The 13,648-nt window shown below is 38.4% G+C and carries 13 protein-coding genes; 6 read left to right on the forward strand and 7 right to left on the reverse strand.

Annotated elements, in window-relative coordinates; translation table 11 throughout:
• Positions 1 to 46 precede the first annotated feature (46 nt).
• Complete coding sequence (locus IQ226_RS06135; protein WP_168634134.1) at positions 47 to 214, reverse strand: hypothetical protein; 168 nt, start codon at positions 212 to 214, stop codon at positions 47 to 49.
• Between the two features lie 105 nt (positions 215 to 319).
• On the opposite strand from IQ226_RS06135, the gene IQ226_RS06140 reads away from it, so the two are divergent.
• From IQ226_RS06140 to IQ226_RS06155, 4 genes are all read left to right on the forward strand, one after another.
• Complete coding sequence (locus IQ226_RS06140) at positions 320 to 523, forward strand: hypothetical protein (RefSeq protein WP_228039277.1); 204 nt, start codon at positions 320 to 322, stop codon at positions 521 to 523.
• 275 nt (positions 524 to 798) lie between these two features.
• Positions 799 to 1,344, forward strand: a complete 546-nt coding sequence (gene rfbC / locus IQ226_RS06145; RefSeq protein ID WP_193893359.1) for a dTDP-4-dehydrorhamnose 3,5-epimerase — start codon at positions 799 to 801, stop codon at positions 1,342 to 1,344.
• Positions 1,337 to 2,224, forward strand: a complete 888-nt coding sequence (gene rfbD / locus IQ226_RS06150) for a dTDP-4-dehydrorhamnose reductase (protein ID WP_193893361.1) — start codon at positions 1,337 to 1,339, stop codon at positions 2,222 to 2,224. Before rfbC ends, rfbD begins: the two co-directional genes overlap by 8 nt.
• The gene (locus IQ226_RS06155; protein ID WP_193893363.1) at positions 2,221 to 3,297 is read left to right on the forward strand and encodes a glucose-1-phosphate thymidylyltransferase; all 1,077 of its coding nucleotides are present in this window, start codon (positions 2,221 to 2,223) and stop codon (positions 3,295 to 3,297) included. The genes rfbD and IQ226_RS06155 overlap by 4 nt, the downstream gene beginning before the upstream one ends.
• A 261-nt stretch (positions 3,298 to 3,558) precedes the next feature.
• Here IQ226_RS06155 and pyk read toward each other — a convergent pair whose 3' ends face one another.
• Positions 3,559 to 5,328, reverse strand: a complete 1,770-nt coding sequence (pyk, locus tag IQ226_RS06160; protein ID WP_193893366.1) for a pyruvate kinase — start codon at positions 5,326 to 5,328, stop codon at positions 3,559 to 3,561.
• 528 nt (positions 5,329 to 5,856) lie between these two features.
• Here pyk and crtR point away from each other — a divergent pair.
• On the forward strand, positions 5,857 to 6,738 hold the full coding sequence (gene crtR / locus IQ226_RS06165) for a beta-carotene hydroxylase (RefSeq protein WP_193893368.1): 882 nt from the start codon (positions 5,857 to 5,859) through the stop codon (positions 6,736 to 6,738).
• Positions 6,739 to 6,918: 180 nt separating this feature from the next.
• A complete protein-coding gene (locus IQ226_RS06170; protein ID WP_193893371.1) occupies positions 6,919 to 7,803 on the forward strand; it encodes a fructosamine kinase family protein in 885 nt (294 codons plus the stop codon).
• 102 nt (positions 7,804 to 7,905) lie between these two features.
• Here IQ226_RS06170 and IQ226_RS06175 read toward each other — a convergent pair whose 3' ends face one another.
• The 5 genes from IQ226_RS06175 to IQ226_RS06195 form a co-directional block, all read right to left on the reverse strand.
• The gene (locus IQ226_RS06175) at positions 7,906 to 9,210 is read right to left on the reverse strand and encodes a hypothetical protein (RefSeq protein WP_193893373.1); all 1,305 of its coding nucleotides are present in this window, start codon (positions 9,208 to 9,210) and stop codon (positions 7,906 to 7,908) included.
• A 110-nt stretch (positions 9,211 to 9,320) separates the two neighbouring features.
• Positions 9,321 to 10,535 (reverse strand): decarboxylase, encoded by a 1,215-nt coding sequence (locus IQ226_RS06180; protein ID WP_193893376.1) that lies wholly within the window; start codon positions 10,533 to 10,535, stop codon positions 9,321 to 9,323.
• On the reverse strand, positions 10,499 to 12,193 hold the full coding sequence (locus IQ226_RS06185) for an asparagine synthetase B (protein WP_193893379.1): 1,695 nt from the start codon (positions 12,191 to 12,193) through the stop codon (positions 10,499 to 10,501). The genes IQ226_RS06180 and IQ226_RS06185 overlap by 37 nt, the downstream gene beginning before the upstream one ends.
• 2 nt (positions 12,194 to 12,195) lie before the next feature.
• Positions 12,196 to 12,816 (reverse strand): DUF3859 domain-containing protein, encoded by a 621-nt coding sequence (locus tag IQ226_RS06190; protein WP_193893382.1) that lies wholly within the window; start codon positions 12,814 to 12,816, stop codon positions 12,196 to 12,198.
• Between the two features lie 210 nt (positions 12,817 to 13,026).
• Positions 13,027 to 13,605 carry a Uma2 family endonuclease gene (locus IQ226_RS06195; RefSeq protein WP_193893385.1) on the reverse strand — a complete coding sequence of 193 codons (579 nt, stop codon included), beginning with the start codon at positions 13,603 to 13,605 and terminating at the stop codon, positions 13,027 to 13,029.
• Between the last annotated feature and the right edge of the window lie 43 nt (positions 13,606 to 13,648).

Genomic DNA, 13,648 nt, shown 5'->3' on the forward strand with positions numbered 1-13,648 from the left:
GGGGGTAGAAACAGCTTGATAATTTCTACCCATAACTATCCATATATTACTGTTTGTCCAAGTCTTCAATAAGTTGATCAACAAAATCCCTCAACCGTTGCTGCCAATCAGGGACGGTTTTAATTTTTTCCCTGACTCCAGGTAAAACCTTAAATTGCAAGGGTGATTTATCGTAGGCTACTTGATTTTGTGGTTTAAATTTAATCCGAGGCATTGCCAAATCCTGATATGTCTATAATTCCTGTTAGAATAGCGATAGCGTAGGCGCTGCTGCAAGCAGTTCGCCTTTAACCAAGTTCCTGTCCCCCAAGCAATTTTTGTGTTGGGTGGTGATGGTAGTCGGATGGAATTTGCCGCCCAGTTTTGGCAATCTCACAGAAATTTAGATATTTGGATTTCTGATTTTGATTCGGAATTAAATTATAATCGGCTGATTTTTCAAAGGTTTGGTGTTCCGAATAGTAAATTACGGTTTGATGGCAGAGCGACAGATACAGTAACTTTACACCGAAAAAAGAATTAACCGCAGATAAAAGAGGATGGACGCAGATAAACGCAGATAAATTTGTACCTCAGCCGACTAGGAAATGCGGCGTTGCTGGATTAAGGCATGAAAATCAAAAATTCCATGTCTCAAACTCTTACTCTTTGCGCCTGTGCGCCTCTGCGTGTTAGCGAAGCCTGATAAATTCATACTTTCATTCACCAATGCCGGAAGTGCTATATAGTTTCTTTTGGTTCTCGGATTAGGAAATAATGATATTGTTATGAGTGTTATTTCCGAGATTTAATAGTTCAATGAATATTATCTCCACCTCTATTCCTGATATCCTTCTCCTCGAGCCCCAAGTTTTCCAAGACTCACGGGGCTTTTTCTTAGAGTCCTACAATCAAAAAACATTCACAGAGAAACTGGGAATTACAGCCAACTTTGTCCAGGATAATCACTCAAAATCTGAATACAATGTGCTACGAGGCTTACATTACCAAATCATCCAACCTCAAGGTAAATTAGTTCGCGCCATTGTTGGTAAAATCTTTGATGTCGCAGTAGACATGAGAAAAAACTCTCCCACCTTTGGACAATGGGTAGGTTACGAACTCAGCGCCGAAAACAAACGCCAATTGTGGATACCAGCAGGATTTGCTCACGGGTTTCTCGTGCTTTCAGAAACTGCCGAAGTTTTGTATAAAGCTACAGATTATTATACACCAGCAGGCGATCGCGCTATCCTTTGGAAGGACCCAGATTTAGCTATAGATTGGCCTCTGAAAACACCGCCAATTTTATCAGCTAAAGATAGCAACGCTCCAACTTTCAAAAACGCCGAAGTTTATGAATAAATCAATATTATTAATAGGTAGTAACGGACAAGTTGGAACAGAACTACAACATACCCTTTCATCCAACTACAAAGTTATAACAGTTGCGCGTCCGCAAATAGACTTAACTCAACCGGAAAACTTACGCCAAATCATCAGAGAAACCCAACCCGAAATAATTATCAATGCCGCTGCTTACACCGCAGTAGACAAAGCCGAAAGTGAACCAGACATTGCTCACATAATTAATACTATAGCCCCCCAAGTTATTGCTGAAGAAACTCAAAAATTAGGAAATTTCTTAATTCACATTTCCACAGATTACGTATTTGATGGTAACAGTAATTATCCCTATCAAGAAAACAAGATTACCAATCCATTGAGCGTATATGGACAAACAAAATTAGCCGGAGAAATAGCAATTCAAAATATTTGCCCTCAACATATAATTCTCCGTACAGCCTGGGTTTATGGAACTTATGGAAAAAGCAACTTCGTTAAAACCATGTTACGACTAGGTATTGAAAGACCAGAAGTTAGAGTAGTTGCCGATCAAATTGGTAGTCCTACATGGGCGCGAAATATAGCCTTAGCAATTACCCAAATCATCCCCCAATTAACATTAGAAACTGCGGGAATTTATCACTATACAAATAGTGGTGTAGCCAGTTGGTATGACTTCGCCATAGCTATCTTTGAAGAAGCAGAAAAACTCGGTTTCCCCCTCACCATCAAAAATATTATCCCCATTACCACTCCCGAATATCCTACACCAGCACAACGTCCTGCTTATTCTGTCTTAGCTTGTGAGAAAATATCCAAAGTCTTGGGAACTTATTCTCCTCATTGGCGACAAGGACTCAGATTAATGTTAAAAGAATTACAAGAAAAATCTCTATGAAAGCCCTAATTTTATCCGGTGGAAAAGGTACTCGTTTACGCCCATTAACTTATACAGGAGCAAAACAACTTGTATCGGTTGCCAACAAACCAATTTTATGGTACGGCATTGAAGAAATGGCTACAGCCGGGATTACTGATATTGGTATCATTATCAGCCCAGAAACCGGGGAAGAAGTCAAGAGTAAAACCGGAAATGGCGAAAAGTTCGGCGTTAATATTACCTATATTCTCCAAGAAAAACCGGCAGGATTAGCCCAAGCTGTCCAGGTTGCCCGTCCTTTTTTAAAAGATTCACCCTTTGCCATGTATTTGGGTGATAACCTGATTCAACAAGGGGATTTGAGTTCATTTTTAGATAAATTTACTCAACAACAACCAGATGCTTTAATTCTATTGCGGGAAGTCACAAATCCTAGTGCTTTTGGAGTAGCAAAGGTAGATGAAAAAGGCAGAGTATTACAGTTAATTGAAAAGCCAAAAATTCCTCCTTCAAATTTAGCATTAGTGGGGGTTTATTTCTTTTCACCAGTTATCCATGAGGCGATTTCTCTGATTAAACCTTCAGCTAGAGGAGAATTAGAAATTACTGATGCAATTCAATGTTTAATAGATCAAGAAAAAGAAGTTTTAGCCTGTAATCTTGACGGTTGGTGGTTAGATACAGGTAAAAAAGATGATTTATTAGAAGCTAACCGTCTCATTCTTGATACCTATTTAACAAAATCAATTCTGAGTGATATTGACTCTACAACTCAGATTACTGGAAGAGTAGAAATTGGTGTTGAATCTAAAATTATCAACTGTACAATTCGCGGACCTGTGATCATTGGCAACAACTGTTATTTAGAAAACTGTTTTATCGGTCCTTATAGTAGTATTGCCGATAATTCAACACTGATAGAAACAGATTTAGAACACAGCGTTGTCTTAGAAGGGGCTAAAATCACTGGCATTCAACAACGAATTATTGATAGCCTCATTGGACAACGCGCCCAATTAAGTATTGCCCCCCGTCGTCCTAAAGCATTACGCTTTTTAATTGGTGATGATTCGCAAATTGAATTGACTTGAATAGGTGACAGGTGACAGGTGACAGTTAAGAGGGAATTGGGAATTGGGAATTGGGAATTGGGAATTGGGAATTGGGAATTGGGAATTGGGAATTGGGAATTGGGAATTGGGAATTGGGAAGAAGAGAGAAAATTCCTTCTTTATTCTTTATTCTTTATTCTTTATTCTTTATTCTTTATTCTTTATTCTTTCTTCTCCTGATTCCTGATTCCTGACTCCTGAACTCCTGAACTCCTGACTCCTGAACTCCTGTATTCTTAGTTAAGTTCCTACCGCACCTGAATAAATTAAACCCCGCTGGATATCCAAAGTTAAAATTGCCCCATCCTTGATTACCTGTGTCGCTTCCTTCACGCCCACAATCACTGGTACACCGAGACGTAAACCAATAACTGCGGCGTGACTGGTGAGACTTTCTTCTTCAGTAATAATCCCCCCGGCTTTGCGAATTGCTTCCACAAAATCTACACCAGTGCGGGATGCTACTAAAATATCTCCAGGATTAAAGTTGCTGGCATCCATAGCATTATGAACTACCCTAGCGCGACTACTGACAGAACCTTGTCCCAGTCCAATTCCTTGACCGAGTACAGCAGTGACTATTTCTACCTTGATCAAGTCCGTTGACCCGGAAACGCCTTGAAGTGTACCAGCGGTCATGACCACCAAATCACCTTCAGTGAGGAGGTTTTTTTCCTGGGCGACATTGATAGCGGCTTGGAATGTCTGACCTGTAGAAGGTAGTTCTAGCACCAACAGCGGTCTCACTCCCCAGACCATCTGTAACTGTCGGGCTACGTTAACATGAGGTGTAATGGCTAAAATTGGCGTTTTCGGGCGGAATTTGGAAACGTTGCGGGCTGTAGCCCCGGTTTGGGTCAAGGTCATAATTGCCGCCGCGCCTAAATTCTCCGCAATTTGACCAACAGCTTGGCTAATTGCATTGGGAACAGAACGCCTTTTATCTCTTGACAGACGGGAGTTGGTGTTGAGGGTTTCCTCTTGTTCAATCCGTTCGGCTATTCTGGCCATAGTGGCTACAGCTTCCACGGGGAAACTACCAACGGCAGTTTCATTGGATAGCATTACTGCATCTGTGCCGTCTAAAATGGCGTTGGCGACATCGGATACTTCTGCGCGGGTAGGACGGGGATTGCTGACCATGCTATCTAGCATTTGGGTGGCGGTAATAATGGGAATCCCCAAACGGTTGGCTGTCGCAATTAGCCGTTTTTGTAATACAGGTACGTCTTCCGCTGGTAGTTCTACACCTAAATCACCTCTGGCAACCATTACCCCATCACACAAAGACAACACTGCTTCCATTTGTTCAATGGCTTCGTGTTTTTCGATTTTGGCAACTACAGGGACATTTTTGCCGGTGCTGGAAATTAGTTCTTTAATTTCGATAATATCCTGGGGATTGCGGACGAAAGAAAGGGCTACCCAATCAACTCCTTGGTCTAGACCAAACATCAGATCCTCGCGGTCTTTGTCGGTCATGGCTTTGATGGATAAGTATACTCCCGGAAAGTTAACACCTTTGTTGTTGGAAAGTTTACCGGGAACTGTGACCCGACAATGTAAATCGCCTTTTTCGTGGTTAATTTCCTCTACTACCATTTCGACTTTGCCATCATCGAGGAGGATTTTTGAACCGACGGGGACTTCTTGGGCTAAGTAATCGTAGGTAACGCAGCTTATTTCCTGTGTCCCTTCTATGGGGCGATTTGTCAATATGAAGCGATCGCCTTTTGCTAAAATTATCGAACCAGTTTCAAACCGTCCCAAGCGAATTTTTGGACCTTGTAAATCTTGCAGAATTGCTACCGGTCTGTTCAGTTCAAAGGCGGTTTGCCGAATTAATCTAATACTCCGCTGATGATCAGCATGAGTTCCGTGGGAAAAGTTGAGCCGTAGCGTTGTTGCACCCGCTTCAATAATCGCCTTCAGCATTTCTGGACTGCTGGTAGCAGGTCCGATAGTAGCAACAATTTTAGTTCGGCGCTGAGAATCTCTTAATTGCGTCATGGGCTGGGTTCAAGATTTTGGGGATCTACCTGGGAATTTATGGTCATCTTTTCTCATACCATTTAAGGTCTGAGATTTGGATCATGAAAAACTGAGTGTATCAGCAAATCATTTTTCCATTGATCGCCATCTTTTTGCAAATGGTTGTGAATTAAACAGACTCTCTCTTTTCGGTCACTACTATATCAATGTTATAAGCAGTTAGGGAGCTAATCATGGTATAGTTTTGATATCGTACACTAATCTGATCATTCACATCTTGCGCCGGGCGACTGGAAGTCACGACTACACACACAAAACCCACCTGGGTGGGTTGAAAAATTTTGATTTTCTCTGAGTCCGCGTAGGCGGACTTTGCTTGTGTAGCCGCGATTTATAATCGCCAGGGATATTTCATTTAGCCAAGAATCATAGCCTTATTTACATATTCTTAATCACGACTCTGGATAAATCTTGCTTTACATAACTTTACTATTCACTAAGAATAATAGTATGATCCGTAAAGATTGATGATTAAAGGAGTTAAGAATGATCACGTCGGAGGCACAAAAGCCACTGACAATTCCCCCCAAAGAACTTTTATCACCTCCTGGTGATTTTAATCCCACACTATTAATGTTTTTAGTGGTGGTGATGATGTTGGTTTTGTCTAACTTTGGGTATTGGTTTTGGGAATGGCCGCATTGGTTGTGTTTTGGTGTCAATACTCTAGCACTTCATTGTTCAGGAACGGTGATTCATGATGCTTGTCACCAATCTGCCCATCGCCATCGAATTGTTAATGCTATGTTAGGCCATTGTAGTGCCTTGATTCTAGCTTTTGCTTTTCCAGTATTTACACGAGTACATTTACAGCATCATGGTAATGTCAATCACCCCAAGGATGACCCAGACCATTATGTTTCGACAGGTGGTCCGCTGTGGTTAATTGCGGTGAGATTTTTGTACCATGAAGTATTTTTCTTTCAAAGACGGTTATGGCGTAATTATGAACTACTAGAATGGTTTATTAGTCGCCTAATTATCATTACTATTGTTTATATTTCTGTCCAATATCATTTTTTGGGCTATATTCTTAACTTTTGGTTTATTCCCGCTTTTTTGGTAGGAATAACTTTGGGGTTATTTTTTGATTATTTACCTCACCGTCCTTTTGTCGAGAGAAATCGCTGGAAAAACGCCCGCGTCTATCCTGGTAAGGTTCTCAATATCCTAATTTTGGGGCAGAATTATCATCTGATTCATCATCTCTGGCCTTCGATTCCTTGGTACAATTATCAGCCAGCTTATTATTTGATGAAGCCATTATTGGATGAAAAAGGTAGTCCACAAACTTCTGGGTTGTTGCAGAAGCAGGACTTTTGGGAATTTGTCTATGATATCTTCATAGGTATTCACTTTCATCACTGAATTTAGATAATTGAGGGTGGGGAATATTGAGGGCGGGGAGACCCCGCCCCTACAGCTTTTAAGTACCTAAGCAAAATTAATTTAACATTTTTGGAGCAAAGAAAAATCTCTGTATTCCTTATCTGTTCCCTGTTCCCTGTTCCCCCTCCAAAATATAAAATTTATTTTGCACAACTACTTATGATTTGGACGGAAATTGATACCCATATTAGCCAAGTTACTGGCGAAAAATTTGTCAGTCAGCAGCATTTATCCATTAGTGGTGGGTGTATTAATCAGGGTTTTGCTATTAGCGATCGCCAATTAACTTATTTTGTTAAACTGAATCAAGCTTCTCAAGTCTCAATGTTTGCAGCGGAAATGCTTGGGTTAAAGCAAATGTCTACCACAGGAACTATCCGCGTTCCTGGGCCAATCTGTTGGGGAACTACAGGCAATTCTAGCTATCTTGTCTTGGAATGGCTAGAAATGACCACTGGTAATCATCAATCTTGGCCAGAAATGGGACGCAAATTAGCAGCAATGCACAAAACTACCAGTGATAAAGGTTTTGGCTGGGATATTAATAATACTATCGGTTCTACACCGCAAATTAACAATTTTTCTCACTGTTGGATTGAATTTTATATTCAACACCGTTTAGGTTATCAATTTAAGTTAGCAAAAAAACGCGGTGGCAGTTTTCCATTAGCAGACAAACTATTAGCAGCTATTCCTGAATTATTAGCAAATTATCAAGTTCAACCGGCTTTAGTACATGGGGATTTATGGGGAGGAAATGCAGGTTTTACGGTTGCAGGTGAACCAGTAATATTTGATCCTGCAACTTATTTTGGTGATAGAGAAGTTGATATCGCTATGACAGAATTATTTGGAGGTTTTCCGCCAAGTTTTTATCAGGGTTATGAAGAGATATATCCTTTATATCCAGGATATGAAACCAGAAAAACATTATATAATCTGTATCATGTTTTAAATCATTTTAATTTGTTTGGTGGTGGTTATAGTTCCCAAGCTAATCGGATGATGGAGAAAATTTTAAAATCATCAAGGTCTAAACCATGATTTAAGTAGGTTAGCCTTGGAAATCGTCGTTATGGCAAGGTAAGAGGCAATAGTGAAGAGGGTTTGGGGGATTTTACTTTCCCCCTAGAGTAAATCCATATTTTACCCAAAATTTTCTACCATATAGATATTATTGCCTGAATCACCCATTAAAATTAAACTACTATCATCAGTTTCTAAATTTGAACTTCCAGAAATACCACTTCGCAGAACTTGAATTAATCTTTGTGGTGTCAAAGATTCCAATTCAACAAGTTTACCAGCGTCTAACCAAGCTAATTCTTCAGAAGTTAAACCTTGACGAATTTCCTCTGATAATTGTTTAGCTGCGGTTGCTAAATCTGGAGAGGATTGGATAAACATTCCTCCCTTCGTAGCGATAATTTGTCTGGGGAAAAGTCCAATATCAATAATTGTCACACTGCTATTCAGAAACCAACGTTCACTGTTGCGGAGATGATTAATTAAACTCACACCTTTAGGACTACAATCATGGATAGCATAAACTTTTAAATCAGGATTACGCCGCAGCATTTCCATTGTGGTACTGAAAATGCTTTGGGGATAACCAGTAATACTGAGAATTGCACAGTTATTTTCAAAGTGAAAATTATTAGCAATTAATAATTGTGCAATAATCGCACTATCACAAACTACTAATCTATCAAAACTGTAAGCAGTAACATCAGGATTTATTGTAGCTGGTGTAACTTCTTGTTGTGGAGAAGGGAGAATTGTTTCCGGGATATTATTGATTTGTTCCCAGCGGTTTAACCATTCTTGTAATTGAGGTTGAGAAATTAATAATTCTTGTGCTAATTTATCCACTTTTGCTAATTGTTGAGTTCCTAAAAATAGTGAAGATGTTCCTAGAACGACGACAAAAACAAATAGAGTAAATGATTGAAAGATAAATAAACTTGCTAAGATTCCCACAACCAAAATCAAAATGCCTAATCTTTGTAAAGATTTCGCACTTGCTTTGCGACTAGCCCTATTTAATTTTGTGGAATTTGTGTTATTAAATAAATAAATAACCACGCCTATTTGATAAATTGCATTGACAATTAAAAACGAACTAGTTCCCAATATTCCACTCAAGAAACCACCGAAAAATACTGTAGACCAAATATTAAAGAATAGATATGAACAACCAAATCCTAATGGTTGAAATGATTTATTTCTCAACCGACCATCTAAAAAGTAAAGTAGTTGTTTGGCTGTGAAAAATAAGGTATTTTTAGCAGAAATATCACTAATGATTTTAGCAAACAGAGGATCTGTAATTTTCAGATTTCCCATAGCTGTAGGTTCAAAAGCAAAAGGATGATTACATTTAGTACATCTTCCTTGATTTGCTGTTCTATCTTTTAAGTTATTATCAGTTCCGCATTTAATACATTTCATGGTTTTGTTAGTTTTGAGTGGATTAAAAATTGTTATTTCAGATCCCCGACTTCGTTTTTGATTTTGTCATAAAATTAATAATTAATCATAGAAGTCGGGGATCTTTCCTTTTAGAATATTTGGTTGTTAAGTAAAATACTGTAATCTTCCCGTTTACGAATTAAACGATGTCTACCATTTTCTAATAATACTTCCGCAGGTCTGGGACGATGTAAAAAGTGAGAAGACATAGCATAACCATAAGCGCCAACATCTAAAATATTAATAATATCGCCAATTTCTAAAGCAGGAAGTTGACAACTTTTGCCTAAATAATCCCGTGAATATGTGGTATTTCCACAAACATCAGTTAAATACTTTTCATAATTTGGATTTTTGCAAGCGACAATTTCTCGATAACCTCCATGTACAGAAATTACAGAAATATTAGCGATAGTAGAATCAACACCAATAATTTGTTTTTCTCCTTGCCATTTTACAGAAACAACCTTAGCCAACATAGTCGCACAACCGGCAATAGCAGCACGTCCCGGCTCAATTACCAAATTAATTTTTCTGCCTAAATTAGCAATTCTTGTACTTAACTCATGACCAAATCTTTCCCAATCAAAAGCTATACCATGATGATGATAGGGATAACCAAAACCACCACCAAAATCCAAATATTGCCAATCTGGTAACTTTTGTGCAGTTGCTAAAACCGCATCAATAACATCAGTAAAAGCAGTTGTTGCATTAGTTCCCGTACCACGATAAAAATGTAAACCCGTCACCTGCAAACCCGCAGTAGAAGTAATAGAAACAGCCTCATCAAAATCAGCCGAACTAACACCAATACGACTATCCTCGGAAACATTCAACCGCAAACCAATATTTAACTTTGCGTCTTTGCTTCTCTGCGTCCTTGCGCGAAATAAAAAAACCTCACAACACAAACGTAACTGAGAAATACTATCCAAATTGAGAGTAGCCACACCCCAATCAATAACCTGTTCCATTTCCTCCCGATTTAAATTACTCCCACTATAAACAATATTACTGGGATCAAAGCCTGCATTTAAACCCAAATAAATATCACCTGGAGTATTAGCATGAATTCCCCAACCAGCATTTTCAAATATTTTCAATAAAGCAATATTACCATTTGTGACACTGGCAAAGTGAAACTTTGTATGGGGATAACTAATAGATTTGGTAATATGTGCAATAGTTTGGCGTAAAATATCCCCATTATAAACATATAAAGGAGAACCGTAAACTTGCAATAACTCTTGTGCAAGTTCTAATTCTAAATTGGGAATTGTTGGTACTTTTTCCATAACCATCGAGGTAAAATAAATGGATGATACAAAGACTTTTTGCCTAATTTAGAACCAAAAACATGATAACGCCAAAGTTGCCAGATGATCAATAACCACAGACTTTCACCAATTCTTCGTCCTTGAATTTGTCCCCCTAGTTTACCTGTAACAATTTGTGACGCAATATCAGGAAAAAAGCAGTTCTCAGAACTCAGTATACCAGGATTTAACCAATTACCGATATCATGCCAATAATCATTTAAACACCAAGAGGTTAAGGGAACACCCATACCGCGTTTTTGTCGCCAAACAATTTTTGCAGGTAGCCAATTTTCTGCCGCGCGTTTGAGGATATACTTCTCACAAGCACCGTGTAGACAGAGTTCTCCAGATAGCTGAAAAGTCCATACTGCTAAAAGTAAATCACAAAAAGGCGATCGCACAACCAATCCATGGGCAAAACCCAACGCAGTCGCCCGCGGATGAATATTTTGCGCTCCTTTTAACAGCAAACTGGCACGTCGGAGGCGATGTAACAACGAAGGACAAAAATTAGCATCAAGAGCATTTAACAACCATTCTTGAGCATTTAAACCTTGAATCTGAGCATATATTTCCGGCTGATATACCCTAGATTCATAACCCCAAAGACGGTGAAAAGTCCGCAGATATTGGTGAATAAAACCTTCTTCCTGATTAGGATGTTCCCCTTGATAAATACCCGCAGCAATTAAAGGTTTATTAGTCCAACCAGCAAATAATTGATCACCACCTTCACCATTAAAAATCACTTGCGTTTCTTGAGAAGCGACTTGATTGAGGAGATATAAAGGAACAGTTACACCGTCACCAAAAGGTAAATCTAAGGCTTTGATGGTAGGTATTAAAGCCTTTTTAATATTACCAGGACTGGCATCAACTTTCACTAAAGGAATATTCAAAAATGCTGCTACTTCTTCAGCATAGGGATATTCAGAAATACCCACCTTACCAAAATCTAAAGTGTAAGCACGAACTTTCACCCCAGCTTTTACCAATAAAGCCGCAACAAGAGAAGAATCCAAACCTCCAGACAGAAAAACCCCCACAGGTTCATCTTTTAAATCAGCAATTTGTTTCTGAATAGAATCTTGTAGTAAAACCTGTAATTGAGAGACTGCGGTATTTTCATCTTCAATTTGTGACTTTGATTCACACCATTGATAAATATTACCAACTTGAGGATTATCAACATCCTGCCAAATCACCTCAGTTCCCGCAGCCACAGAAAACACATTACTTACCGGAGTCAGAGGATTAGGAACATAGGAAAAACAACTATAACCATATAAACCAGAAATATTAACTTCCGGTTTTTCCATAACCTCTAAAAGTAATTGTAATTGAGAAGCAAAACAAATCACCCCACCTTGCTGAGTCCAAAATAAAGAAACCCGTCCAAAAGCTTCCCTTCCCAAAATTAACTTATTTGATTCTACACTTACCCAAACATCCAAAACATCAGAAACCCCCCCAGCAGAAATACCCGCAATCATATTTCGTGGTAAAGCAGGTAGAGACTCACAACCAACATAAACAACATCCCAAAATAACTTTCCTTCCTCCTTCGCGCCTTTGCGCCTTGGCGTGAGAAAGTCTTTTTTCTGATTACCCCAATAACCAATAAAATGAAAAGGAAACATAACTATTGCACCACAAAAGTTTCTTGACTAATTTTTCGATTATCAAGAAACATTTCCACTTGCCAATTGCCCACATTTGCCGGAGAATTAATAGTATAACGACAAAAGGTCTCCCAAACAGAAGTTTTAACTTCACGAGTTTGATAATTATTTTGCTTGACAATTTGACCACTGGGGTCAATCCAATGACAAGAAAGATTGAGTTTTTTACCGACAGGTGCATCTTTCAAAGTTACCCGATAGAAAAGTTCTGCATTAGCTGAACGGGAGATATTGTTTAAATTCCCATTATTTGATTCTAGGGTAATTCTATCCTGTTGGGCGGAAACATTAGCGAGTAGAGAACTTTGTTGTTGATTAAAAAATACTGTTAGTCCTATTCCTATAATTATAGTCGTAGCTACTCCCAAGCTAATCAATTTATTGCGGTGTTGTTGGACTTCTAAAGCTTGTTTACGCCGCACTTGAATCAAGGCTTCATCTAATAATTCCGGTGCTAAATTCAGATCTTGTAGAATGTCTCTAACTTGTTGTTGATCAAGTTCTGCTTCTTGACGTAATTGCAATGCTTGGACTTCAGTAATTATTTGGTTTAATTGTTCTTGAGTTAGTCGCTGGTTCATAATTAGAGTCAAGAATTAGAATTTAGGATTATGGCTCTTGAGTCCATAATATGCAAAATTTGAACAAAGAAATCTCATAAAGCTTGCTGTGTAAAATAAATTTTGGATATTGATCAGAAAATTTTAGTTTAGCATAATAAGTACGGTAGAGCCATTTATATCCAAATATTGTAGTTGTTGAATTTCAGCAATCAAACGAAGAAATAATATTTATCCCCAAACAATTTCCATATTTAAAATAAACCCTGGTAAAATATCTTCACCTGATAATTCTTGAGGAGAGTCTAATATTTTCACTGGTTTACCAAGACGATAAATTTCCACTTGGCGCATTTTCCGATTAATTAACCAACCTAATTTAACTTCGTTATTTATATACTCTTGCATTTTTGCTCGTGTTTCTTGCAAATTATCACTAGGTGACATTAATTCTAAAACAAAATCTGGGGCAATTGGTGAGAATTTTGCTTGTTCTGCTACTGTAAGTTTATCCCATCTATCTTTTTTTATCCAAGCAACATCAGGAGAACGATTTGCACCATTGGGAAGTTGAAAACAGGTGGAAGAATCGAAACAAACTCCTAATTTAGTTTGACGATTCCAAAACACAAAATCCGCTGCAACTTCTACATTACGTTTTCCTATTTCTCCTCCGGTTGGTGACATGATCAATATTTCTCCTTTTGCATTGCGTTCAAATTTAACTTCAGGATTTTCTCGACAGAGTTGATAAAATTGGTTGTCGGTAAGTTGGATAATGGGGTTGAAGTTGACGGTAATAGCTGTCATGATGAATCTCCTTGGGGATAATATCAACATTAACTAAATTATA

Source organism: Dolichospermum sp. LEGE 00240, from assembly GCF_015207875.1.
Classification (GTDB): Bacteria; Cyanobacteriota; Cyanobacteriia; order Cyanobacteriales; family Nostocaceae; genus Dolichospermum; species Dolichospermum gracile.